We start from the raw sequence: 26,453 nt of genomic DNA, 5'->3' as shown, positions 1-26,453 counted from the left end.
GATAGACAAAAGGGAGTGACGAAATTCGCCAGCTCCTCTCATTCTTTCATGTTGATGCTATTCTAGCAAAAAAGAGGAATCTTGTCAAAGGCGTTTTCTTATTATAAATTAGTGCGCTTTCACTCACAAGTAATGCATGAAAAGAATTTTTATGATAAAATGAAAGGAAGAACTCTTACAAGGAGGAGAAGATGAAGAAACAAACCATCGCTGTCTTGGGTCCTGGTTCTTGGGGAACTGCCCTTTCGCAGGTCCTAAACGACAATGGACACGAGGTTCGAATTTGGGGAAATATTCCTGACCAAATCGATGAAATCAATAACCAGCATACAAACAAACGCTATTTCAAAGATATCCTACTTGACGAAAACATCAAGGCCTACCATGACTTGGGAGAAACATTAAAGGATGTGGATGCTGTTTTATTTGTTGTCCCAACAAAAGTAACGAGACTGGTTGCCCAACAAGTAGCAAAGGTACTCGACCACAAGGTTGTCATCATGCATGCCTCCAAAGGCTTGGAACCAGATAGTCACAAACGTCTATCAACTATTCTTGAAGAGGAAATTCCAGCTGACCTCCGTAGTGAAGTCGTCGTTGTTTCAGGGCCTAGTCACGCTGAGGAAACCATTGTTCGTGATATTACCTTGATCACCGCAGCGTCTAAAGTTCTTGAAACTGCCCAGTACGTCCAAAATCTCTTTAGCAATCACTACTTCCGCCTCTATACCAATACGGATGTTATCGGAGTTGAAACCGCTGGTGCTCTTAAAAACATCATTGCAGTTGGTGCAGGTGCATTACATGGCCTAGGATTTGGCGACAATGCCAAGGCAGCCATCATCGCTCGAGGATTAGCAGAAATCACCCGACTAGGGGTCGCTCTTGGAGCCAATCCTCTAACTTATAGCGGGCTTTCTGGAGTCGGTGATTTGATTGTAACTGGTACATCTGTCCACTCTCGTAACTGGAGAGCCGGTGATGCTCTAGGTCGTGGAGAATCCCTAACAGACATCGAAGCCAACATGGGCATGGTCATTGAAGGCATTTCAACGACTCGAGCGGCTTACGAATTGGCTCAGGAATTGGGTGTCTACATGCCAATCACACAGGCCATCTACCGAGTTATCTATGAAGGTGTCAACATCAAAGAAGCAATCAATGACATCATGAACAATGAATTTAAAGCAGAAAACGAATGGTCTTAGACCCTTATAGAAAGGAACATTATGAAACAAAAAGTCAGAAAAGCAGTCATCCCTGCCGCTGGATTGGGAACTCGTTTCCTCCCTGCAACCAAAGCCTTGGCCAAGGAAATGTTGCCAATCGTAGACAAACCAACCATCCAGTTTATCGTTGAAGAAGCTCTCAAGTCTGGAATCGAAGATATCTTGGTTGTTACAGGTAAGTCAAAACGTTCCATCGAGGACCACTTTGATTCAAACTTCGAATTGGAATACAACCTCAAAGAAAAAGGGAAAACAGATCTTTTGAAGCTAGTTGATGAGACAACTGGCATGCGTCTGCATTTTATCCGTCAAACTCATCCACGCGGGCTCGGAGATGCTGTTTTGCAAGCCAAGGCTTTCGTCGGAAATGAACCTTTTGTCGTTATGCTTGGTGATGACTTGATGGATATCACCAACGAAAAGGCTGTTCCACTTACCAAACAACTCATAGATGACTATGAGCGTACCCACGCTTCCACTATCGCTGTCATGCCAGTCCCTCATGACGAAGTATCTGCCTATGGCGTTATTGCTCCGCAAGGCGAAGGAAAAGACGGCCTTTACAGTGTTGAAACCTTTGTTGAAAAACCTACTCCTGAGGATGCTCCTAGCGACCTTGCTATCATCGGACGTTACCTTCTCACACCTGAAATTTTCCAAATCCTCGAAAACCAAACTCCAGGTGCAGGTAATGAAATCCAGCTTACAGATGCAATCGACACCCTTAACAAAACACAGCGTGTTTTCGCTCGTGAATTCAAGGGCGCTCGTTATGATGTTGGAGACAAGTTTGGCTTTATGAAAACATCTATTGATTACGCACTAAGACACCCTCAAGTCAAAGACGACTTGAAAGACTACCTCATTCAACTCGGAAAAGAGTTAGCTGGGGGGGAATAAAAAACACCTTATATACAATAAAGAGGCTGGGACAAAAGTCTAACCTTAAATATAAAAAGCGAACAAAACGAGTTTTCTGACACTCAGAATTCTGTCTTGTTCGCTTTTTTGTCTAATCTATCGATTTTTAAAATTTATAATAAAGAATTCCTAAAATCAAAATCTTTTTGTCCCAGGCTCTTTTTAACTATTCCATCCCTACACATAACTCATTCCTTTGTAGAAAAGGAAAACGGCTAGTGCGATAAAAAGTAGGGTTGCTCCGATTCGCTGGCTAGTACTGTACATCCTTCTCTCCCATTTGACTGGAAAGATGACTGCTAGAAAGGCCCCTCCTACTGCGCCACCAATATGCCCTGCTAGACTGATTCCTGGAATTAGAATACTTCCAATGATATTTATCACGAAAAGCATCAGGTAGGATTGCCCTAACTGCTGGATATAGGGGCTGCGAGTCGCATAGCGCAAAACAATAATCGCAGCAAATAGTCCGTAAAGAGAAGTGGATGCTCCTGCTGCTAGGACTTTCGGTGTGAAAGCAAACACAAAGAGATTGCCCATCATTCCTGATAAGAGATAGAGAAAGAAGAACTGCTTAGAGCTGAAAATCTCCTCCACCTGTCGTCCAAGAAAGTAGAGAGAAAGCATATTGACAATGAAATGCTCCCAACCTATATGCACAAAAATAGCTGAAAAAAGGCGCCACATCTGTTCTGGAAACAGGCGAATGATCGGTCCATACATAGCTCCAAACTGAAAAATAGTTTTTACCCGATCAAAGTTGATGCCTGTAGTAATCAACATCAAGAGAAATACCAAAGCTGTTACTAGGAGGAAAAAACTAGTAACAGGGTAACGTTTGTCAAAAATTTCCTTCATAGATTAGCACCTCCTGAACGGGAATATCATGGTCTTCCGAGTTGAAATTCTGGATTTGACAAGGATAGATTGTACTCATGCTATGACCAGCAAAATTCTCCAAATAGCGGTCGTAATAGCCTCCGCCATATCCAATTCGATAGCCCTCTGTCGTAAAAGCCAAGCCCGGAACATGAATCAAATCAATCCGAGAGGTATCCACCAATTCCAAGTCCCCTTGGGGTTCCAGTAAACCAAAGGAAGTTTTTTTCAACTGCTGTGGATTGTAGACCACAAACTCCATGCGCCCCTTGGGATAGGTTTTAGGTATCAAAACCTTTTTGCCGTCCTTCAGCGCTTGGTCAATCAGTCCCTGCGTTTGAAACTCATGCGGAAAAGAGAGGTAGGTTGCGATGACCTTAGCTTCTTGGTAAAAAGGATGATTCAAAAATTGTTCTGTTAAAGCTTGATCCATAGCAATTTTTTGCTTCTGAGGAATGGCCTTCATTTCTTGCAAGACTTGCTTGCGCAATTCCGATTTCATAGACAACACCTCTACTCTGCTGCCTTCTTTTGAAGAAAGCTAGAGACCGCATCCACCCCAATGGCTAAGGCTTCTTCCTTGGGACTCATCTGAGGATGGTGGAGGGCGTAAGGACTATCGATACCTAGCCAAAACATAACGCCATCTACCTTCGAAAGGAGATAGCCAAAGTCCTCACCAGTCATAGCAGGCTCGATATCAATCAACTCGATTCCTTCTTTTTCTTCAAAGAATGTCATCAGTTCACGCGCCAAGGCTGGATTGTTCTCCACTGGCAGGTAACCTCCTTGTTTGAGTTCGATTTCGACTTCCATCCCAAAAGCTGCCGCAACTCCTTCTGCGACAGTTTTCACTCTCTTTTGCACCAAAAGGCTCATCTCCTGAGTCAAGGCTCGAATGGTTCCGTGTAAAAAGGCTGTGTCTGTAATGACATTGTTGGTTGTTCCAGCTTGGAACACTCCAAAGGTCACCACTGCTCCCTCGATTGGATTGACATTACGGCTGACAACTGACTGTACTTGGGTCACAAAGTAACTAGCAGCCACCAAGGCATCATTGGCCTCATGCGGAAAAGCAGAGTGCCCGCCTTTTCCTTTGAAACGAATCTTAACTTCGCAAGTCCCTGCAAAGAGAGTGTGTGTATTGGTCGCAATCTGGCCGACTTTCAAATCCGGACGAACATGGAGTCCATAAAACTGGTCTGGTAGCCAGTCCCCAAAAGCACCGTCCTCATACATGAGCATACCACCCGCTTCATTTTCTTCAGCAGGTTGAAACAAAAAAAGCAGATTATTCTTTGGTTGCTCCTCAAGAGCACGCTCGAGACAGCCCAAGGCAATGGTCATGTGAAAATCATGGCCACAGGCATGCATACGACCTTGGTGTTGAGAGGCGAAAGGCAGGCCTGTTTGTTCAAGGATAGGGAGTCCATCAATATCTGTCCGCCAACCAATGGTGCGCTCAGGCTGGCTTCCCTGCAAATAGACCAAGATCCCTGTCCGCCAAGTACGAACTTGAACAAAGTTCTTGCCCGCAGTCAATTTCTCAATGACACCTAATAAATAGGCCTGAGTCTTGAACTCCTCCAAGCCAATCTCTGGAATCTGGTGCAAATCTCGTCTGGTCTGAATCAAATCTAACATCTATCGATCCTCCTTTTGATAGAAGAAAGAGGCTGGAAGAAGTATCCGCCTCTTTTTATTTTTACAAGGTACGAAGCGCATCTTCTAGCGCTGTTTTTTGTTGGGTTTGGCTATCGATTTCTTTGATAATACGAGCCGGAACGCCTGCTACCACTACATTTTCTGGGACATCTTGAGTCACGATAGCTCCTGCAGCGACAACTGAACCACTACCGATTTGGACACCTTCGATGACCACTGCATTGGCTCCGATGAGAACATTGTCCCCAACACGGACTGGATCGGCACTAGCTGGTTCAATCACACCTGCCAAAACTGCACCTGCACCAACGTGGCTGTTCTTCCCCACGATGGCACGACCACCAAGGATAGCCCCCATATCAATCATGGTTCCTGCTCCGATTTCTGCTCCGATATTGATAACAGCTCCCATCATGATAACAGCATTGTCACCAATTTCCACTTGGTCGCGGATAATAGCACCTGGCTCGATACGAGCGTTAATGTCACGTTTGTCTAGCAAGGGAACTGCCGAATTACGAGCATCTTGCTCGACAACATAATCTTGATTTTCTACCAAACCTTCGAGAAGCGGAGCAATATCCTTCCAATCTCCAAAAAGAACATTGCCTAGTTTGACAACAGAGCTAGGGACTTCAGAAGTCAGCTCCCCTTCAAAAGTAACCTTTACACTTGTTTTCTTCTCAGCATTGGCGATAAATTGGATGATTTCTTGGGCATTCATTTTTGTGGCAGTCATAGGCGCCTCCTGGTTCATTATAATGATACCTATTCTACCAAAAAAGGCTTCAAATTTGAAGCCTTAAGCACTCGAACAGAACATTTTACCTTTCCTTCGTTTCCTCAATTGATAAGAAAACCATTGGAACGATAATCAAAATCATAGCCAAAGCTAGAAAACCATCCAAAACCATACCTAGAAATAGCACACTTAACAATGCGGAGGATAAAGGTTCGCTGGCACTCACAACTGACACAACTAACGGTGAGACGAGTAGCACAGCCTTCATCGAAAGGAAAAAAGCAAAAGCCGTTCCAAACACAGCAATAGTAAAACAAATCAAAAAACTCGTCACATCAAGTTGAAAGGTAATCTGATGAACAGGATAAAGAAAATTACTAAAAACACCTGCTAGCAACATCCCCCAACCAACGGTTGGCACAAAACCATAGTCACGTGCAAAACGCTGAGGCAGGATAACGTTGAACATGACCCCTACAGCACTGAGTAGCCCTGTCACCAAAGCCAGGGGCGTCATTGATAGCTTGGATAAATCCCCTTTTGTAGCCATCAAAAAAACACCTAGCATGGCAATCAAAACATAGAGAATGGCTGTGATAGAAGCCTTCTTTTGATAGACGATACGATTATAAAACAAGATAAAAACTGGACTGATGAATTGCAAAATCGTTGCCGTCGTCGCATTCGAATACTCAACACAGAGATAGAAGAAAAACTGCACAGAAAAAATCCCCAGAATAGCGTAGGCGAAAAAGGGTAAATAGTTTTTCTTATTTCGCCAAATGTCCAATAATTGAAAGCGCAACTGAAAGGCAGATAAAAGCAAGACCAAGCTACCTGCCAAAAGCAAACGCATAGAGGTAATCCAACCAGACGACACCTGATAATGCGCGAAAAAATACTCACCTAAGATTCCACAAATTCCCCAAATCAGACCTGACAACAGTGAATATAGAGTTCCCTTAAAAATCTTCTTTTGATACTTATTCATTCCCTTATTGTAACACGAAATAGAAAAAGAAAAAAGTAGCTAAGAGAAGAAAAATTGCCTCTTGCTACTTTTTTTATTATCGATTAAATAGACGGAAACGACCCGACGAATCACTTTGAGTGTTGTTGTTCGAATTTGCCCCTGAACTACTACTTGAACTTGGGAGAGTTGGGGTAGGAAGAGTGGGTAAACTTCCTAAAATGCTTTTCCAAGCATTTTGATAATCGGCATCGCTCCCTCCGATAGCAAAGCGGTAAGTAGTTACTGGCGCCCCTTCTTTAGTAGTCCAATAGCTCGTTACTGTAGAACCTGAAACGGTGACTTCTTTGCCATTGATTGTGACCTTGCCAGGTTTTTCTCCTGTCGATTTGAGGACTTGAGACTTGGTCACGCTTGGGTCTAGACTAAAGCGCTCATTCCCCCAAATGCCAGGTTCGGCTTGCTGGATAGCATTGACCAAGTGGGCCATATAGTTGGCATTGCGGTAGTGGCCTGCTCCTTTGGCTAGCGGTCGGTTATCATCGTGACCTAACCAGCCCCCTAGAGTCAAGCGTGGCGTAGAAAGCATGAGCCACATATTTTCATCTTCATTGGTCGTACCAGTCTTTCCAATCCAGTCAGCACGAGCCAGACTTGGATTGATAGAGGCCAAATCAGTCTGAAAGCTTGACGTAACTCGAGATGAGATCACCTCGCGAAGCAAACTCTGCATGATGGTCGCTGTCGCTTTTGAATAAACTTGGACAGGTTGACTTTTGTGCTCATAAATCACTTGCCCCGTCGTCGATTCAATCTTGGAAATCATATGTTTCTTGTGGTAGACCCCATTATTAGCCAAGGTCTGATAACCATTGGTATGCTGGGCGACTGTAACATCAATCCCCCCACCCATCGGTAAACTTTCAATCCCATATTCTGGGATTTCATAACCCATTTTTTCCATATAACCCTTGACATCAACACCCTTCTCTCGAAGCGTACGATAAGTCCAGTAGGCTGGGATGTTCCATGAATAGTTGAGGGCTTCTCCCAAGGTCATCATCCCTGTACCAGGACTATTGACATACATGATAGGATTGCCGTTTGAAAAGTTTGTCGGATAGTTAGACAAGATACTTGCACTTCCCATCAAACCTTGGTCAATCGCGATACCATAGGCCAGTATAGGCTTAGTGGTTGAAGCTGGAGAACGTTTGGTATCGATAGCATGATTGTTCTGATTTTCTTGATAATTACGACCACCAACAAATCCAAGAATGGCTCCTGTTTGGTTGTCCATGAGGACATTCCCTACTTCAGGCTGGCCTGTCGAATCATCTAACAAACTGCCGTAGTTAGCAACTGCATTTTGCATAGCATTGTGGACATTTTTATTAATAGTCGTGGTGATCTTATAGCCACCATTCTCGATTTCCTTCGTCGCTAGATCGCGGTAAGCTTTCTGGATAGATTCATTTTTTTGCTCTTGAGCAGAAACATTATCTCTCTGGATGAGGTAGTCGTACATGCGATCAGTAGCTTCTGCGAGGGTTGCATAGTAGAGATAGTCGCGCGAAGTACCACTGACACTACCTGATGGTAGAAAGGCTTGCTTGAAGTCATAATCCTTGTACTTGTCGTAATCTTCCTGACTCAGAGCTCCTGTCCGATACATATTGTAGAGGACATCCTTGGCACGCTTGATTCCCAAAGCTATATCCTCATCGCTCTTCATACTGCCGTCAGATTCATAAGGGGAATAACTAATCGGGCTTTGCGGCAAGCCTGCTATAAAAGCCGCTTGAGGTACAGTCAAGTCCGAAGCATCAACACCAAAAATTCCTTCTGCAGCTTGCTGGGCACCTGCAATGTTTTGTCCCTTATGATTGCGACCGAAAGGAGCAATATTCAGATAGGTTGTCAGAATTTCGTCCTTGCTCATGACACGCTCCAAGGCAAGAGCATCTACAATTTCTGTCGCCTTACGAGCCAAAGTCGGAGCATCTCCAACCACTTGTTGCTTGATAATCTGCTGGGTCAAGGTCGAACCACCACTGGACGATCCTAGCCCGACAAAGGTCCCCAGAGTCGCACGAATAACAGCCTTGGGCACAACTCCCTTGTGCTCATTGAAATGCTCGTCCTCTGTCGCAATGATAGCCTTCTTGAGATTATCTGAGATAGCATCCGAAGCAACTGACGTGCGCAATAGATCTCCCTCAATCGAAGCAATGGAACTCCCATCAGCATAGGTAATTTCTGAGATGGAGGGAATGTCCTTCACTTGTTTGACCAATTCCTCTGTTTGAGGCACCTTGGCCTTGTCAAATAGAGCAACCCCATAGCCCATGGCCACTCCAGCACCCAAAAGACCTCCGATAAAGGCTAGGATAAAGAGGGTATTAAAGGTTACTTTAAAGCCATTCAAAATCTTGGCAAGGATAGAGGGTACTCTAAATCTGCCTAAGACACTTGAATCTGCGGCTTTTTTTCTTGATTTGTTTTGGTTTGTTACCGTTTTTGATTCATTGTTTCTTTTTTTCATGAATGTCCTCACTTTCTCTATTATACCATAAAAGGTAAACTTTCAATAAAATAGCCACTTTCTTCCCTATTCCACTAGGCTATTGCCTAAGTTTGTGATACAATAGGTAGAAACAATATTTTAAAAAGGAGAAAAGACATATGCACATTTTTGATGAGCTAAAAGAGCGTGGTTTGATTTTTCAAACGACTGATGAAGAAGCTTTGCGTAAAGCCCTAGAAGAAGGTCAAGTTTCTTATTATACTGGCTACGATCCAACTGCTGACAGCCTTCACCTCGGTCACCTTGTCGCAATCTTGACAAGTCGTCGTTTGCAACTAGCAGGTCACAAACCTTATGCGCTCGTTGGCGGTGCTACTGGTCTCATCGGAGATCCGTCCTTCAAAGATGCTGAGCGTAGTCTCCAAACAAAAGACACAGTAGATGGCTGGGTCAAGTCTATCCAAGGACAACTTTCTCGTTTTCTTGACTTTGAAAATGGTGAAAATAAAGCTGTCATGGTCAACAACTACGACTGGTTTGGCAGCATCAGCTTCATTGACTTCCTCCGTGATGTCGGAAAATACTTCACTGTCAACTACATGATGAGTAAGGAGTCTGTGAAAAAACGGATCGAGACAGGGATTTCTTACACAGAGTTTGCTTACCAAATCATGCAAGGGTACGACTTCTTTGTCCTTAACCAAGAGCACAACGTAACGCTACAAATCGGTGGTTCTGACCAGTGGGGAAATATGACCGCAGGTACCGAATTGCTTCGTCGGAAGGCTGACAAGACTGGTCACGTGATCACTGTGCCACTCATCACAGACGCAACTGGTAAGAAATTTGGTAAATCAGAAGGAAACGCAGTCTGGCTCAATCCTGAAAAGACTTCCCCATACGAAATGTACCAATTCTGGATGAACGTCATGGATGCTGACGCCGTTCGCTTCTTGAAAATCTTTACTTTCTTGTCACTGGATGAGATCGAAGACATCCGTAAACAGTTTGAAGTGGCGCCACACGAACGCTTGGCTCAGAAAGTCTTGGCTCGTGAAGTCGTGACACTTGTTCACGGCGAAGAAGCCTACAAGGAAGCCCTCAATATCACAGAGCAACTCTTTGCAGGAAACATCAAAAACCTTTCTGTCAAAGAACTCAAACAAGGACTTCGTGGAGTGCCAAACTACCAAGTACAAGTAGACGAAAACCACAATATCGTAGAAATCCTCGTATCTTCTGGTGTAGTCAACTCAAAACGCCAAGCCCGTGAAGATGTTCAAAATGGAGCCATCTACGTCAACGGCGACCGCATCCAAGACCTTGACTATGTCTTAAGCGACGCAGACAAGCTCGAAAACGAACTGACTGTTATCCGTCGTGGGAAGAAAAAATACTTTGTATTGACTTACTAAATTGTTCAATATTTACCTATAAACAAAGGAGTTAACCTCGAGAAAGGTAACTCCTTTTTGCTGTGAATAGTCCCCACCTATCCCTTAATAGACAGGCTACGCAGTACAATGCGTAAGGTTGTTAGATTATGTAAGATAGAGAGATTTGAAGGACTGAGCCAGTTAAACAAGCCAAAGCCAATCAAACTACTATTTACGACAACGGTATCTTGAATATTCTTCTTAATGAGTGTTTGCAAAGATGATGATAGCGAATCCAACTCTTGGAAGAAATCCAAACGATTATCTAACAATAAGATATCACTCATCTGCTTAGAAATATCTGCACTCTCATTCATCACCACACCGATATCTGATAGGGTTAGAGCCGCTGAGTCATTCAATCCATCTCCAACCATCAAAATAGTGTGACCTGCTTTCTGCAGTTCCTCTACTAACTCAAATTTCCCATCAGGTTTCAAGTCTGTATATACCTGATCAAAGGGCAAATCTTTGACTAACTCCTCTGTCCTAACCGAGGTATCCCCTGTTGCCAGAATCAATTTTTTCCCCTGTGCCTTAAGTTTATCCAAGGCTGTTTTTGCTTCTTTTCTCAAAGGAGTATGAATGCAGAACATTCCAATCAATTCATTCTGATAAGCCAAGAATAAGATATTGTAGTGACTCTTGTACTCTTCAATTAAAGCATTTTGTTCTGAACTGATATGAATCTGCTCATCCTGCATCAAGACATAATTCCCAATAAGAACTGGTTGGCCATCTATATGAGATTTGATCCCCTTGCTTGCGATATATTGGAGTTTCCCATGCATTTCCTCATGTTCAATCCCCTCTATCTCAGCTTGCTTGACGATGGCATTAGCAATAGGATGATAAATGTGTTCCTCAAGACAGGCACTGATTCTGAGAATATCTTCCTCACTATAGTCCCCAAAAGGTAACACCTTGTCAACTATCGGATAGCTAGTTGTGATTGTTCCCGTCTTATCAAACAAGAAAGTATCAACTTCCAGATATTTCTCCAAAACATCTCCATCCTTAATCACCATTTCACGGTTCAACCCCTCCTTGATAGCTGTCAAATAAGCTACAGGAGTAGAGATTTTCAAAGCGCAGGAGAAATCGACCAATAGGAAAGAAATAGCCTTAGAAAAAGAACCTGTCAATAGGTAAGTCAGCCCAGCCCCCAAGAAATTATATTTGACGACCTTGTCCGCCATTTTGATGAAATAGCGTTGTTTCGTTTTCTTGTTTTCTTCAGATTTCTTCATCAACTCAATCAGTTGTAAAATCCGGCTGTTCATCTGATTATCGGTTACACGAATGCGTAACTCTCCAGTTTCTAATACTGTATTTGCACAAACCAAATCAGACTCTCTTTTTTCAACTGGAAAACTCTCTCCCGTCAAGGAACTTTCGTTGACCATACCTAAACCTGAAACTACTTGTCCATCAAACAGAATTTCATTTCCTTGAGATAAGACCAAAACATCTCCTATTTGAACATCGGAACTCTTGATACTAACAACCGTATCGCCCTGTACTAGGAATACATCGCTCTCTTTTGCAAGAAGACTCTGTTCTAAATCTGTTGCAGTTTTTTTCAAGGACCACTGATCTAAATGATTCCCCAAATCAAGCATAAACATGATGTTGCTAGCAGTCTTGGATTGATTCATGAACAAGGACAATAAAATCGCCGAGCAGTCCAAGACTTCCATCGTTAGTTCCTTACGCGCTAGTGTTTGACAGGCTTCTCTAATATAGCCAAAAGCCTGATAACAAGTCCATATATAGCGAATAGGATACGGCACAAAACTACGAAAAAGTACACGCTTAACCGCTGCACCTGAAACAATAGAATAAGCACTCTCTTCTCTACGAATGGGAAGAGTCATCAACTCAGAAACTTTCCCTTTATCAATTCTTTTTAAAAAGGCTTCTGCATTGTCTAATACGGAGAAGCCTTCTTTTATACGTAGAGTAAAGTGCTGTTGATCCATGTAAAACTGGATAGACTCAATTCCCTTTTCATCTCTCGCCAAGGAACGAAGATAGTCTTGAATATCCAAGGTAAGTGAAAAAGAAGATGATAGTCGGATATGTTGATATCCTCTATATAGCACTTTAAAAGACATATTATTCTCCTATCAGGCTATCTAATTGTTCTTCTTTTTTCTCTTGCTCGTACAAATATTTGGCATCTTGCAAGACATCGTCTCCATGTTGCTTCACAACAGAAACAGACGCATCTAGCTCGTCCTTCAATTTGTAAGCCTTAGCCAAGGCTTTAGAATAACCTTTTTTAGCTTCCTTACTTGCTAAGATTTTCAAACCAAGGGTTCCAAATGCAACACCACCTAAAAAGAGTGATGATTTTTTCGCAACTTTTGCGACGCTTAATACTTCTTTTAACATACTTATTTCCTCCTTATCATTATTATATAGCAATTTAGATATAAAAGCAATTTCATTCTATAAATTGGAGAATTAATTTTATTTCTACTGAATCTCCCATCTACTTATTCCTAAGGTTGCTTTCATTTGCCTCTTTTGATACACTTAAACTATGAATACAAATCTCAAACCCAAACTTCAGCGTTTTGCGTCTGCGACTGCCTTTTCCTGTCCTATCTGTCAAGAAAATCTCACCTTGGTAGAGTCTAGCCTCAAGTGTAGCAACCGCCATTCTTTTGATTTGGCAAAATTCGGCTATGTCAATCTGGCACCGCAAATCAAACAATCCACCAACTACGACAAGGAAAATTTTCAAAACCGTCAACAAATCCTAGAAGCTGGTTTTTATCAAACTATTTTAGAAACCATCTCAGACCTGCTTACAAATTCTAAAACTAACCAAACAATTTTAGATATCGGCTGTGGCGAGGGATTCTACTCTCGTAAACTCCAAGAAAGTCACTCTGACAAAACCTTCTATGCCTTTGATATTTCTAAAGATTCCATCCAAATCGCTGCTAAGAGCGAACCAAACTGGGCAGTCAATTGGTTTGTTGGTGATCTAGCTCGTCTTCCTATAAAAGACGCTAGTATGGATATCCTGCTCGATATCTTCTCGCCTGCCAATTATAGAGAATTTCGCCGCGTTCTATCCCAAAACGGTATCTTAATCAAGGTCATCCCAACCGAAAATCACCTCAAGGAAATTCGTCAGAAGATACAAGACCAGCTGACAAAGAAGGACTATTCCAACCAAGATATCAAGGAACATTTCCAAGAACACTTTACCATCCTATCTAGCAAAACTGCCTCTCTGACTAAGGCAATCACAGCAGAGCAGCTCCAAGCCCTACTCAGTATGACTCCGCTACTCTTTCATGTCAACCAGACCAAGATTAACTGGAGCCAACTGACCGAGATTACCATCGAAGCAGAGATTCTGGTCGGAAAAGCACTGTAAATTAGTTTAAATATGAAAAAACGCACCTTTTCAGGATGCGTTTTGTTTTACAATCTAATGTAATGAATCTTAGTTCAAGTGCCAGATGTCTTCGTTGTACTGAGCAATTGTACGGTCAGATGAGAAGAATCCTGCTTTGGCAATGTTGACGATGACTTTATCCAACCATGCGTCACGGTTTTCGTAGTCAGCAAGCATTTGCTCTTTCACCTTGATGTAGTCTTCCAAGTCAAGGAGAGTCATGAACCAGTCTTTGTTGATCAATTCGTTGTAAAGACGTTCCAAGCGTTCTTTCTTACCTACTGCAAGAACAGCGTCGCTGACGATGAAGTCAACCAATGGTTTGATAGCTTCACGAGCATAGAATTCGCTTGATTTGTATGCTGCTTTTGCATAAAGGTCGATAACAGTTTCTGAATCTTCACCAAAGATGTAGATGTTTTCGTCGCCAACCAACTCAGCGATTTCCACATTAGCACCATCCATAGTACCAAGAGTCAAAGCTCCGTTCAACATGAATTTCATGTTACCAGTACCTGAAGCTTCTTTAGATGCAAGTGAAATTTGTTCAGAGATATCACATGCTGGAATCAAGAAGCTTGCTGCAGTAACGTTGTAGTTTTCAACCATAACTACTTGCAAGTGTGGAGCTACTGCTGGGTCGTTAGCAATCACTTCAGACAAGCAAAGGATCAAGTGGATGATGTCTTGAGCGATTGTGTAGGCAGGAGCTGCTTTACCACCAAAGAATACTGTGATAGGACGAGCAGGGATGTTCCCAGCCTTGATATCAAGGTATTTGTGGATCACATACAAAGCATTCATTTGTTGACGTTTGTACTCGTGAAGGCGTTTGATTTGGATGTCAAAGATAGAGTTTGGATTGATTTCAACACCTTGGTGATCTTTCAAGTGACGAGCCAATTTACGTTTGTTGTGAGCTTTGATGCTTTCCAATTTTTCTTTGACAACTGCTTTGTCTTCATAAGACAAGAGTTTTTCAAGCTCATCTGCTTCATGGTGCCAACCGTGACCAAGAATCTCATCCAAGTAGTGAGACAAGCGTGGGTTAGCATGCATGAGCCAACGACGGAAAGTGATACCGTTTGTTTTGTTGTTGAATTTTTCTGGGTAAATGTCGTAGAAGGCTTTTAACTCAGAGTTCTTCAAGATTTCAGTGTGGAGTGCTGCAACCCCGTTAACGCTGTATCCATAGTGGATATCCATGTGAGCCATGTGAACACGTCCGCTCTCGTCGATGATTTGAACAGCTGGGTCTTTGTATTCTGCCTTCACACGACGGTCCAATTCTTCAATGATTGGTACCAAGTGAGGAACCACTTCTTCCAAGAATTCAAGAGGCCATTTTTCAAGGGCTTCAGCAAGGATTGTGTGGTTAGTGTAGGCAGTCATGCTACGAACGATTGAGATTGCTTCGTCAAGCTCGATACCGCGTGCAGTCAAAAGGCGGATCAATTCAGGGATCACCATTGATGGGTGCGTATCGTTGATTTGTACAACTGCGTAGTCCGCAAGGTCATGCAAGTTGCTTCCTTTTTCGATTGCTTCATCGATGATCAATTGTGCACCGTTTGAAACCATGAAGTATTGTTGGAAGATACGGAGCAATTCACCTTGACGGTCACTATCATCTGGATACAAGAAGAGAGTCAAGTTGCGAGCGATGTCTGTCTTGTCAAAGCTGATACCATCTTCGATGATAGAAGAATCAACTGAATCCAAGTCAAACAAACGCAAACGGTTTTTAGTCGCTGTTTTGTAACCAGGCACATCGATATCGTAAAGAGTAGATGTCAATGTAAAGTGTGCAAATGGCACTTGGTAGCTACGGCTTGAGCGTACCAACCAGTTTTGCTCTGTCAACCAAGCGTTAGGAATCGTTTCTTGTTGGTTGTTCTTAAGAACTTGTTGGAAAAGACCGTAGTGGTAGTTCAAACCAACACCATCACCGTTTAAACCAAGTGTAGCGATTGAGTCGATAAAGCAGGCTGCCAAACGTCCCAATCCACCATTTCCTAGAGATGGTTCCAATTCTACTTCTTCAACTTCGATCAAATCTTTACCAGCATCAGCAAGTTCTTTTTTCACATCGTCGTAAAGACCAAGGTTGATCAAGTTGTTTGACAAGAGTTTACCAATCAAGAACTCAGCTGAGATGTAGTAAACTTTCTTCTTGCCAGTGTTGACTGGTTTTTGACTGCTAGCAAGCTTGCTGTAGTTGAGAAGAGCAAGGTAAAGCTCTTCGTTACTACATTCCGCGATGGTTTTATTGTAACGTTTTTGTACAAATTCGTTTAATGGTAACATTTTTGTGTCTCCTGATAATGTCTTATTTCTTTAATTCTACCATATTTTCATTGATTCGGCGATAAATTGTAGTCAAGTCAAGTAAGTTTTCCTCGACAGCTGGTGTCAATTGATCTTCAGTCATACGCCAAGACCAGTTTCCGCCAAGAGTAGATGGGTAGTTCATGCGAGCCGCCTCATCCAATTCTAGCAAATCTTGCATAGTTGCAATAGCCATGAAGCTCACTGATGAAAAGACTGTACGAAGCATCGCGTGTGGCACTGTTTCATACTCTTTACGATTCGTGTAGCGGGCCATGTACTCACGAGTTGGATCGTCAATCTCATTACGGTACCAACCAAGGACCGTATTGTTATCATGTGTTCCTGTGTACATAACAGAGTTAGCAGGTGCCAAGTGTGGGCTATCGATACTTTCGTCTTCTGGATTGAAGGCAAATTGAAGAATCTTCATCCCTGGGAAACCAGTACGTTCACGCAACTCGATAACCTCATCTGTCATGAAACCAAGGTCTTCTGCGATGATGTTCAGCTCACCAAGTTCTTCCTTAACGGCTGCGAAAAGTTTGTAGCCTGGACCTTTCACCCATTTACCAGGGGCCGCTGTATCGGAACCAGCAGGGATTTCCCAGTAAGATTCAAAGCCACGGAAGTGGTCAATACGAACAATATCGTAGATTTTGAAGCTTTCACGCAAGCGTTCAACCCACCATTTGTAACCGTCTTTGTCCATTGCTTCCCAGTCATAGATTGGGTTCCCCCAAAGCTGACCAGTTGCAGAAAACTCATCTGGTGGACATCCAGCGATGCAAGTCGCCTTGCCACTAGCATCTGTCTTGAAGAGGTGTGGATTTGCCCACATGTCACTTGAATCTTCAGCGACGTAAATCGGCATGTCCCCAACGATTTCGATGTGGTTGTCGTTAGCGTAGGCTTTCAATTTCAACCATTGTTGGAAGAAGAAGTATTGAGTTACACGATGGTAGACCAACTTGTCTGCCAATTTCTCACGGTAGCTTTCAAGTGCTGAAGCTTTACGAGCACGAGCATCTGCATCTGGCCATTCTGTCCATGCTAGATTGTCAAAATGCTCTTTAATCGCCATATACTCAGCAAAGAGTTCAAGCCATGCTTGGTTATCTTGAGCAAATTTCTCAAACGCTTTGACATCTCCCACTTCCAAGAAACGTTTGACCGCCTTTTCCAAAAGAGGACGACGTGCATAATAGATCTTAGCATAATCAACTTCTGCTGGATTGCTACCAAAGTCAATACCTTCAAGATCGCTAGCTTCCAACAAGCCTTGCTCTACCAAGATGTCAAGGTCGATAAAATGCGTGTTCCCAGCGAAAGCTGAGAATGATTGGTAAGGAGAATCTCCATAACTAGTTGTTCCTAGAGGAAGGATTTGCCAGTAACGTTGCTTGGTACGAACCAAGAAATCAACGAAATCATAGGCGCTTTGGCCAAATGATCCAATCCCATAAGCTCCTGGAAGAGAAGAGATGTGCATCAACACACCACTTTGACGTTTTTTCATAATAGCACCTCATGTGTTTGTAATAAAACGCTGCGCAAATCAAAGCGCAAACGTTTGCGTCAGTTTAAGTATAACGTATTTCAAAAACAAATGCAAGCGGTTTTAGAAACTTTTTTTGATTTCTTTTTCTTTGAATGAATCTTGGTTCCACTGTTATTTTATGAAACGAACACTTTTCCTATAAAGTTTTGCTTATTTAAGATAGTTGAAATTAAAAACAGCCTCATTTTTGCTCAGAAATCAGCCTAATCAATGCAATCGTTTCCCTTAGACATTTTCAAAGCGAGAAAAACTAAAAGTTGAAGTTTTTTCCTATATAAAGGCATTGATAAAAATTTGAAACCTTAAAATTTTTTTAAAATTTTTTCTAAAAACGCTTGCAACCGTTTTCTGATTGTGCTATACTAGTCCCATAAAAGAAAACGTTTGCGTTTTCTCATTAAATTATTTTTGTTATTCTTTAGGAGGAATACACTATGTCATCTAAATTCATGAAGAGCGCTGCTGTGCTCGGAACTGCTACTCTTGCTAGCTTACTTTTGGTAGCTTGCGGAAGCAAAACTGCTGATAAAGCAGCTGATACTAGCTCATCTGAAGCAAAAGAAATCACTTTCTACGTTGAAGATCAATACAAAGCCTACGCTGAAAAAGTTGCTGCAGCTTATGAAAAAGAATCAGGAACAAAAGTTAACATCAAATCTGGTGACCAAATGGGTGGTCTTGACAAACTTTCTCTTGACAACCAATCAGGTCAAGCTGCTGACGTTATGATGGCTCCATACGACCGTGTAGGTAGCCTTGGTACTGACGGACAACTTTCAGAAGTGAAATTGAGCGACGGCGCTAAAACAGATGATAAAACTAAATCTCTTGTAACAGCTGCTGATGGTAAAGTCTATGGTGCTCCAGCTGTTATCGAATCACTCGTTTTGTACTATAACAAAGATTTGCTGAAAGAAGCTCCTAAAACATTTGCTGATTTGGAAAACCTTGCTAAAGACAGCAAATACGCTTTCGCTGGTGAAGATGGCAAAACTACTGCCTTCCTAGCCGACTGGACAAACTTCTACTACGCATACGGACTCCTTGCTGGTAACGGCGGTTACGTATTTGGACAAAACGGTAAAGATCCTAAAGATATTGGTCTTGCAAACGACGGTGCTATTGCAGGTATCAACTACGCTAAATCTTGGTACGAAAAATGGCCTAAAGGTATGCAAGATACTGAAGGTGCTGGAAACTTGATCCAAACTCAATTCCAAGAAGGTAAAACAGCTGCTATCATTGACGGCCCTTGGAAAGCTCAAGCATTCAAAGATGCTAAAGTAAACTACGGAGTTTCAACTATCCCAACTCTTCCAAACGGAAAAGACTACTCAGCATTCGGTGGTGGTAAAGCTTGGATCATCCCATCAAGCACTAAGAACCTTGAAGCTGCACAAAAATTTGTAGACTTCCTTGTTTCAACTGAACAACAAAAAGCATTCTACGATGCAACTAACGAAATCCCAGCTAACACTGAAGCTCGTTCATACGCTGAAGGTAAAAACGATGAGTTGACTACATCTGTTATCAAACAGTTCAAGAACGCTCAACCAATGCCAAACATCTCACAAATGTCAGCTGTTTGGGACCCAGCTAAAACAATGCTCTTTGACGCTGTAAGTGGTAAGAAAGATGCTAAGACAGCTGCTAACGATGCTGTAACATTGATCAAAGAAACAATCAAACAAAAATTTGGTGAATAAAAAATTTGTTCAAGGGGGGTGGAAGTGAAATCCCCCTTTGAATGTATAGATACACTTCTTATCAGATACACGTATCTTGCGGTTGAATTCGAGTTTTATCTCACATCCTATGAAAGGAGTAATCATGGAAAAACAACAGCCTAGCAAAGCAGCCTTGCTGTCTATCATTCCTGGGTTAGGACAGATTTACAATAAACAAAAAGCCAAAGGTTTTATCTTCCTTGGTGTAACCATTGTATTTGTCCTTTATTTCCTAGCACTTGCATCCCCTGAATTAAGCAATCTCATCACTCTTGGTGACAAGCCAGGTCGTGATAATTCACTTTTCATGCTGATTCGTGGTGCCTTCCATTTAATCTTTGTAGTCGTTTATGTGCTCTTTTATTTCTCAAATATTAAAGATGCACATACAATCGCAAAACGTATTAACAATGGAATTCCTGTCCCACGTACTTTTAAAGATATGATCAAAGGTATTTATGAGAATGGTTTCCCTTACCTCTTGATCATTCCATCTTATATTGCAATGACATTTGCAATTATCTTCCCAGTTATCGTAACCTTGATGATTGCCTTTACCAACTATGACTTCCAACACTTGCCACCAAACAAATTGTTGGACTGGGTTGGTTTGACTAACTTCACAAACATCTGGAGCTTAAGTACCTTCCGTTCAGCCTTTGGTTCCGTTCTTTCATGGACCATCATCTGGGCCTTGTCTGCTTCTACTTTGCAGATTGTGATTGGTATCTTCACAGCTATCATTGCTAACCAACCATTTATCAAAGGAAAACGTATCTTTGGTGTTATTTTCCTTCTTCCTTGGGCTGTTCCAGCCTTCATCACTATCTTGACATTCTCAAACATGTTTAACGATAGTGTCGGAGCGATTAATACTCAAGTATTGCCTATCTTGGCTAAGGTCCTTCCTTTCCTTGACGGAGCTCTTATCCCTTGGAAAACAGACCCAACTTGGACGAAGATTGCCTTAATCATGATGCAAGGTTGGCTTGGATTCCCGTACATCTACGTTTTGACCTTGGGTATCTTGCAGTCTATTCCTAACGACCTCTACGAAGCTGCTTACATCGATGGTGCCAATGCTTGGCAAAAATTCCGCAACATCACTTTCCCTATGATTTTGGCTGTTGCGGCACCAACATTGATCAGCCAATACACCTTTAACTTTAACAACTTCTCTATCATGTACCTCTTCAACGGCGGAGGTCCTGGTAGCGTTGGTGGTGGAGCCGGTTCAACTGATATCTTGATCTCATGGATTTATCGTTTGACAACAGGTACATCTCCTCAATACTCTATGGCGGCAGCTGTTACCTTGATTATCTCAATCATTGTCATCTCTATCTCTATGATCGCATTCAAGAAACTACACGCATTTGATATGGAGGACGTCTAAGATGAATAACTCAATCAAACTCAAACGTAGACTGACTCAAACCCTTACTTACCTCTACTTGATTGGCCTATCAATTGTCATTATCTATCCACTTTTGATTACCATCATGTCAGCCTTCAAGACTGGTAACGTCGCAGCCTTTAAATTAGATAGTAACATTGACTTTAGCTTTGCCAACTTCCAAGGGCTCTTCACTGAAACCTTGTACGGTACTTGGTATCTCAATACCTTGATTATCGCCTTGATTACCATGGCTGTTCAAACAAGTATCATTGTACTTGCAGGTTATGCCTACAGTCGTTACAACTTCTTGGCTCGTAAGCAAAGTTTGGTCTTCTTCTTGATTATCCAAATGGTGCCAACTATGGCCGCTTTGACAGCCTTCTTCGTTATGGCGCTTATGTTGAACGCCCTTAACCACAGCTGGTTCCTCATCTTCCTCTACGTCGGTGGAGGTATTCCGATGAATGCTTGGCTCATGAAAGGTTACTTTGATACCGTGCCAATGTCTCTTGACGAATCTGCGAAACTAGATGGTGCAGGACACTTCCGTCGCTTCTGGCAAATCGTTCTCCCTCTTGTTCGCCCAATGGTGGCTGTACAAGCTCTCTGGGCCTTCATGGGACCTTTCGGGGACTACATCCTCTCTAGTTTCTTGCTTCGTGAGAAAGAATACTTTACTGTTGCCGTTGGTCTCCAAACCTTCGTTAGCAATGTGAAAAACATGAAGATCGCCTACTTCTCAGCAGGTGCTATCCTCATCGCCCTTCCAATCTGTATTCTCTTCTTCTTCCTACAAAAGAACTTTGTTTCAGGACTTACAAGTGGTGGCGACAAGGGATAATCTATCCCCGCCACCCTTTTTCATTTTATACTCTTCGAAAATCAAATTCAAACCACGTCAGCTTCACCTTGCCGTACTCAAGTACAGCCTACGGCTAGCTTCCCAGTTTGCTCTTTGATTTTCATTGAGTATTAGCGATTGTTACTGTAAATAATATTCTTTCAACAAGCAATTTATCTACTAGACTTGAAATAAAGTATATTTCTCTATATAATATTACTCATATAGAAAACACTCTTAGAAAGATGCCTATGCTTCCATATCCATTCTCGTATTTTACTAGTATCTGGGGATTTCGTAAGCCCCTGTCAAAACGTTTCGGACTCAACTGGTTTCAACTCCTCTTTACTAGCATTTTCCTCATCAGCTTGTCTATGGTTCCAATTGCTATTCAAAACAGCTCACAGGAAACCTATCCGCTGGATACTTTTATTGATAATGTCTACACTCCCCTGACGGATGAAGCGATCATGGACTTGTCAAAGAATGCGCAGATAGTAGATGGAAAACTGAGCTATTCTGGAACTAAAAATCGGCAAGCTTCTCTTCTGATTGGTCCAAGTCCAAGCAAGGAATTGCCAAAGGATTTGCAACTTCATTTTGATACTGAAGAACTCGTCATCAGCAAGGAAAACAAGGAATTGACCCGCATTCGCTACCACGCGATTCAAACGGAGAGTTTCCAGAGTAAGGAAGCTTTAACCCAGGCTATTTCTAAAGACTGGTACCAACAGAACCGTATCTATATCAGTCTCTTTCTCGTCCTTGGTGCTAGCTTCCTCTTTGGATTGAATTTCTTCATTGTCTCCCTTGGAGCTAGTCTTCTCCTTTATATCACCAAAAAATCACGCCTCTTTTCATTTAGGAGCTTTAAAGAGTGCTACCACTTTATCTTGAACTGTTTAGGATTTCCCACTCTGATTACACTTATTTTGGGACTTTTTGGCCAAAATATGACAACCCTTATCACTGTACAAAACATTCTTTTTGTTCTTTATCTGGTCACTATTTTTTACAAGACACATTTCCGTGATCCAGATTATCATAAATAGGAGATTTTTATGCCCGTTACGATTAAAGATGTGGCTAAGGCTGCAGGTGTCTCACCTTCAACCGTAACCCGCGTTATTCAAAACAAATCAACAATTAGTGATGAAACCAAAAAACGAGTTCGCAAGGCTATGAAGGAACTCAACTACCATCCCAATCTCAATGCTCGTAGCTTGGTGAGTAGCTATACTCAGGTTATCGGTTTGGTATTGCCTGACGACTCAGATGCCTTCTACCAAAATCCTTTCTTCCCATCTGTCCTACGAGGGATCGCCCAAGTCGCATCTGAAAACCACTATGCTATTCAGATCGCAACTGGTAAAGATGAGAAGGAACGTCTCAATGCTATTTCTCAGATGGTTTATGGCAAGCGTGTTGACGGTTTGATTTTCCTCTACGCTGAAGAAGAAGACCCTCTGGTCAAACTAGTAGCCGATGAGCAGTTCCCTTTCCTCATCCTCGGAAAATCCACTTCACCCTTCATTCCTCTTGTTGATAATGACAATGTCCAAGCCGGCTTTGATGCGACAGAGTATTTCATCAAAAAAGGATGCAAACGAATTGCCTTCATCGGAGGTACAAAGCGACTCTTCGTAACACAAGACCGTCTAACGGGCTATGAGTCCGCACTCAAACAACACCAACTTCCGATTGATACCAACTTAACCTACTTTGCAAATGAATTTCTAGAAGAAAAAGGTTATCAGTTCAGTGAACTCCTGTTCAATCACGATCCGCAGATTGACGCTATTATCACAACCGATAGTCTCCTTGCAGAAGGAGTTTGTGACTATATCAGTAAGCATCAGCTAAAAGTTCCTGTCTTGAGTTTCGACTCTGTCAATCCTCGACTTGATCTTGTAGCTTATGTGGATATCAATAGTCTGGAACTTGGGCGGACATCATTTGAAACAATTTTGCAGATTATCAATGATGCGAAAAATAATAGACAGATTTGTTACCGTCAGTTGATTGCCCACAAAATTATCGAAAAATAAAAACCAGCTCCAAAGCTGGTTTTTGCATGTCTAATTGTCCGTTTCTACGAATCGTCCTAGGATATGGACATTTTCAGATACAGAGACAAAGGCTGTCGGATCAACCTGTTTCATGATGTGTTTAAAATCATTAAACTCTGCTCGTGTGATAACCGTAATCAAGACTGCTTTTCTCTCATGATTATAGGTTCCTTCTGCATCGTGGATCATGGTAGCTCCTCGGTGCAATTTTTTATGGATTTTTTCGATTACCTTGTCAGGATTACTGGTCACAATCATGGCCTGCATCCGCTTTTGCTTGGTAAAGACCGCATCTGTCACACGACTGGATACAAAAATGGTAATCATGGAGTAGAGGGCGTATTTCCAACCGAAGGTTAACCCAGCAATTAACATGATAGTCCCATTGACCAAGAAAGAAATACTGCCGACATTTCTCCCCGTTTTCTTGCGAATGGTGAGGCTGACAATATCTGTACCTCCACTGGAAATACTATTGCGCAAAGCAAAGCCGATTCCCAAGCCCATGACAACACCCCCAAAGAGAGCATTGATGATGGGATCCTCTGTCAGCGTCACAACGGGCACAAACTGGATAAAAAGGGAACTCATGGATACCGTGATAAAGGTAAAGACCGTAAACTTATGTCCAATCTGATACCAAGCCAAAATCATCAGTGGGATATTAATGGCATAAAAGGTCAGCGATATCGGAATGTAAAAACCAAACCAGTGATGACTCAAGGCAGAGATAATCTGTGCCAGACCCGTCGCGCCACTGGAGTAAACGTGTCCTGGTTGAAAAAAGAAATTGACTGCTACTGCTGACAAAAAGCCATAGACCAGAGAAGCCGAGATTTTCTCATCATATTTTTCCCGAGAGATACTTTGTAAAACTCGTAAGATTTTTATCTGATAAGCAAAGCGGCGCAGATAATAGCGCCACCGCTTAATTCGTTTTGCTTGTTTCATCTTTTTTTATTAAGTAAGAATCCTAAAAAAGTATCACTTTGCTATTTTCTTCCTGCACTCGTAAGCTGAGTTCCTCTAGTTGTTTGAGAGCGACTGTTGATGGAGCTTGTGTCATTGGGTCGGTTGCCTTATTGTTCTTAGGAAAGGCAATGACTTCACGAATATTTTCTTCTCCTGCAAGCAACATGACAAAACGGTCAAGACCAATAGCCAAACCACCGTGTGGTGGGAAACCATAGTCCATGGCTTCAAGAAGGAAACCAAACTGGTCATTTGCTTCTTCAGCTGAGAAACCAAGAGCCTTAAACATACGTTCTTGAAGGTCTTTTTGGTTGATACGAAGACTACCACCACCAAGTTCATAACCGTTCAAGACGATGTCATAAGCAATGGCACGAACTTTAGCTAAATCACCTTCTAATTCGTGAGCTGTCTCTTCCTGAGGAAGTGTGAATGGATGGTGGGCGCTCATGTAACGGCCTTCTTCTTCAGACCATTCAAACATCGGCCAGTCAACAACCCAAAGGAAGTTGAATTTGTCACTATCAATCAAACCCAGCTCTTTGGCGATACGACCACGAAGGGCACCAAGGGTTGCATTAGCCACGTCAAGTGTATCCGCTACAAAGAGAATCAAGTCTTTATCTTCAAGACTAAGAGCTGCGGTCAGCTCTGCTTGAATGCCAGTCAAAAACTTAGCAACTGGTCCGTTCAATTCTCCATCAACAACCTTAACCCAAGCAAGACCCTTAGCACCGTACTGCTTAGCTACTTCGGTCATCTTGTCGATATCTTTACGCGAATAGTTGTCCGCAGCCCCTTTAACAACAATGGCTTTAACTGCTGGTGCTTCTGAAAAGACTTTGAAGTCAACACCTTTGACAACTTCTGTCAAGTCCTGAAGCAACATGTCAAAACGGGTATCTGGTTTATCAGAACCGTAAAGAGCCATGGCGTCATCGTATTTCATACGAGGGAATGGTAGCGTTACTTCGATGCCTTTGGTTTCTTTCATCACGCGCGCAATCAAGCCTTCTGTGATATCTTGGATTTCTTGCTCCGTAAGGAATGAAGTTTCCAAGTCGACCTGGGTAAACTCAGGCTGACGGTCTCCACGCAAGTCCTCGTCACGGAAACATTTAACGATTTGGTAATAACGGTCAAAACCAGCATTCATCAAGAGCTGCTTAGTAATCTGTGGACTTTGAGGAAGAGCGTAGAAATGGCCTTTATTAACACGAGACGGCACCAAATAGTCACGCGCCCCTTCTGGCGTTGACTTAGAAAGGAAGGGTGTTTCCACATCGATAAATTCCAACTCATCCAAGTAGTTGCGGATAGAGTGGGTTACTTTAGCACGAAGTTTGAGGTTTTCCAACATCTCTGGACGGCGAAGGTCAAGGTAACGGTAGCGGAGACGCGTATCGTCATTAGCCTCAATGCCATCCTTAATCTCAAAAGGTGTTGTTTTAGCTGTATTGAGTACAGTAAGGGCTGTCACATTCAATTCAACGGCACCAGTCGCTAATTTATCATTTGCTTGCTCGCGTGAAGCAACCTGACCCGTCACCTCGATGACAAATTCGCTACGAAGGCTTTCTGCTGTTGCCATGACTTCTGCTGAAACTTTTTCTGGATTAATAACCAGCTGCATGATTCCTTCACGGTCACGAAGATCGATAAAGATCAATCCGCCCAAATCACGACGACGAGCAACCCAGCCTTTCAAGGTAATTTCTTGTCCGATGTGTTCCTCGCGAACACGACCAGCATACATACTACGTTTCATG

21 protein-coding genes are annotated in these 26,453 nt (G+C 42.4%); 9 read left to right on the top strand and 12 right to left on the bottom strand.

All coding sequences use genetic code 11. From position 1 onward, the window contains the following. The first annotated feature begins 191 nt into the window (after positions 1-191). Together FGK98_RS00955 and galU are read left to right on the top strand one after the other, a co-directional pair. A complete protein-coding gene (locus tag FGK98_RS00955; protein ID WP_138099681.1) occupies positions 192-1,208 on the top strand; it encodes an NAD(P)H-dependent glycerol-3-phosphate dehydrogenase in 1,017 nt (338 codons plus the stop codon). Positions 1,209-1,229: 21 nt separating this feature from the next. Beyond that, positions 1,230-2,129: a UTP--glucose-1-phosphate uridylyltransferase GalU gene (gene galU, locus FGK98_RS00950; RefSeq protein ID WP_138099680.1), complete on the top strand. Its 900-nt coding sequence runs from the start codon at positions 1,230-1,232 to the stop codon at positions 2,127-2,129. Positions 2,130-2,327: 198 nt separating this feature from the next. Here galU and FGK98_RS00945 read toward each other — a convergent pair whose 3' ends face one another. From FGK98_RS00945 to pbp1b, 6 genes are all read right to left on the bottom strand, one after another. Continuing rightward, positions 2,328-3,008 (bottom strand): rhomboid family intramembrane serine protease, encoded by a 681-nt coding sequence (locus tag FGK98_RS00945; protein WP_138099679.1) that lies wholly within the window; start codon positions 3,006-3,008, stop codon positions 2,328-2,330. Continuing rightward, on the bottom strand, positions 2,992-3,531 hold the full coding sequence (locus FGK98_RS00940; protein WP_138099678.1) for a 5-formyltetrahydrofolate cyclo-ligase: 540 nt from the start codon (positions 3,529-3,531) through the stop codon (positions 2,992-2,994). Before FGK98_RS00940 ends, FGK98_RS00945 begins: the two co-directional genes overlap by 17 nt. A gap of 11 nt (positions 3,532-3,542) precedes the next feature. Then, entirely contained in the window at positions 3,543-4,673 is a 1,131-nt protein-coding gene (locus FGK98_RS00935; RefSeq protein WP_138099677.1) for an N-acetyldiaminopimelate deacetylase, read from the bottom strand. Positions 4,674-4,734: 61 nt separating this feature from the next. Then, a complete protein-coding gene (gene dapD / locus FGK98_RS00930; RefSeq protein WP_138099676.1) occupies positions 4,735-5,433 on the bottom strand; it encodes a 2,3,4,5-tetrahydropyridine-2,6-dicarboxylate N-acetyltransferase in 699 nt (232 codons plus the stop codon). Between the two features lie 85 nt (positions 5,434-5,518). Beyond that, positions 5,519-6,427: a DMT family transporter gene (locus FGK98_RS00925; protein ID WP_138099675.1), complete on the bottom strand. Its 909-nt coding sequence runs from the start codon at positions 6,425-6,427 to the stop codon at positions 5,519-5,521. Between the two features lie 76 nt (positions 6,428-6,503). Continuing rightward, positions 6,504-8,951 (bottom strand): penicillin-binding protein PBP1B, encoded by a 2,448-nt coding sequence (pbp1b, locus tag FGK98_RS00920; RefSeq protein ID WP_241993318.1) that lies wholly within the window; start codon positions 8,949-8,951, stop codon positions 6,504-6,506. A gap of 140 nt (positions 8,952-9,091) precedes the next feature. Here pbp1b and tyrS point away from each other — a divergent pair, with 140 nt between their 5' ends. Then, the gene (tyrS, locus tag FGK98_RS00915; protein ID WP_138099674.1) at positions 9,092-10,348 is read left to right on the top strand and encodes a tyrosine--tRNA ligase; all 1,257 of its coding nucleotides are present in this window, start codon (positions 9,092-9,094) and stop codon (positions 10,346-10,348) included. A 77-nt stretch (positions 10,349-10,425) separates the two neighbouring features. On the opposite strand, the gene FGK98_RS00910 is transcribed toward tyrS, so the two are convergent. Together FGK98_RS00910 and FGK98_RS00905 are read right to left on the bottom strand one after the other, a co-directional pair. Beyond that, a complete protein-coding gene (locus FGK98_RS00910; RefSeq protein WP_138099673.1) occupies positions 10,426-12,486 on the bottom strand; it encodes a heavy metal translocating P-type ATPase in 2,061 nt (686 codons plus the stop codon). Between the two features lies 1 nt (position 12,487). Next, entirely contained in the window at positions 12,488-12,766 is a 279-nt protein-coding gene (locus FGK98_RS00905) for a DUF6110 family protein (RefSeq protein WP_000910903.1), read from the bottom strand. A gap of 151 nt (positions 12,767-12,917) precedes the next feature. Between FGK98_RS00905 and FGK98_RS00900 the strand changes: the two genes are divergently transcribed. Next, complete coding sequence (locus FGK98_RS00900; protein WP_138099672.1) at positions 12,918-13,766, top strand: putative RNA methyltransferase; 849 nt, start codon at positions 12,918-12,920, stop codon at positions 13,764-13,766. Positions 13,767-13,835: 69 nt separating this feature from the next. Here FGK98_RS00900 and glgP read toward each other — a convergent pair whose 3' ends face one another. Next, positions 13,836-16,094: a glycogen/starch/alpha-glucan family phosphorylase gene (gene glgP / locus FGK98_RS00895; RefSeq protein ID WP_138099671.1), complete on the bottom strand. Its 2,259-nt coding sequence runs from the start codon at positions 16,092-16,094 to the stop codon at positions 13,836-13,838. A gap of 22 nt (positions 16,095-16,116) precedes the next feature. After that, positions 16,117-17,634, bottom strand: coding sequence for a 4-alpha-glucanotransferase (malQ, locus tag FGK98_RS00890; protein WP_138099670.1), 1,518 nt, complete (start codon positions 17,632-17,634; stop codon positions 16,117-16,119). Between the two features lie 476 nt (positions 17,635-18,110). Between malQ and FGK98_RS00885 the strand changes: the two genes are divergently transcribed. The 5 genes from FGK98_RS00885 to FGK98_RS00865 all read left to right on the top strand — a co-directional run bounded on the left by FGK98_RS00885 (position 18,111) and on the right by FGK98_RS00865 (position 23,691). Further along, on the top strand, positions 18,111-19,382 hold the full coding sequence (locus tag FGK98_RS00885) for an extracellular solute-binding protein (protein WP_138099669.1): 1,272 nt from the start codon (positions 18,111-18,113) through the stop codon (positions 19,380-19,382). Positions 19,383-19,506: 124 nt separating this feature from the next. Then, positions 19,507-20,799, top strand: coding sequence for a carbohydrate ABC transporter permease (locus FGK98_RS00880; protein WP_171011096.1), 1,293 nt, complete (start codon positions 19,507-19,509; stop codon positions 20,797-20,799). Position 20,800: 1 nt separating this feature from the next. Further along, on the top strand, positions 20,801-21,643 hold the full coding sequence (locus FGK98_RS00875; RefSeq protein WP_138099667.1) for a sugar ABC transporter permease: 843 nt from the start codon (positions 20,801-20,803) through the stop codon (positions 21,641-21,643). A gap of 251 nt (positions 21,644-21,894) precedes the next feature. Continuing rightward, complete coding sequence (locus FGK98_RS00870; RefSeq protein ID WP_138099666.1) at positions 21,895-22,695, top strand: DUF1189 domain-containing protein; 801 nt, start codon at positions 21,895-21,897, stop codon at positions 22,693-22,695. Positions 22,696-22,704: 9 nt separating this feature from the next. Continuing rightward, on the top strand, positions 22,705-23,691 hold the full coding sequence (locus FGK98_RS00865) for a LacI family DNA-binding transcriptional regulator (RefSeq protein ID WP_138099665.1): 987 nt from the start codon (positions 22,705-22,707) through the stop codon (positions 23,689-23,691). A 30-nt stretch (positions 23,692-23,721) separates the two neighbouring features. Here the strand turns inward: FGK98_RS00865 and FGK98_RS00860 are convergent, their stop codons facing one another. Then, positions 23,722-24,663, bottom strand: a complete 942-nt coding sequence (locus tag FGK98_RS00860; protein ID WP_138099664.1) for a YitT family protein — start codon at positions 24,661-24,663, stop codon at positions 23,722-23,724. A 22-nt stretch (positions 24,664-24,685) separates the two neighbouring features. Continuing rightward, on the bottom strand, positions 24,686-26,452 hold the full coding sequence (gene aspS / locus FGK98_RS00855; RefSeq protein WP_138099663.1) for an aspartate--tRNA ligase: 1,767 nt from the start codon (positions 26,450-26,452) through the stop codon (positions 24,686-24,688). Position 26,453: the final 1 nt, after the last annotated feature.

This window comes from Streptococcus australis, assembly GCF_901543175.1.
GTDB classification, from domain to species: Bacteria; Bacillota; Bacilli; order Lactobacillales; family Streptococcaceae; genus Streptococcus; species Streptococcus australis_A.
The sequence above is the reverse complement of the archived record's forward strand: the minus strand, read 5'-3'. Positions and strand labels throughout refer to the sequence as shown.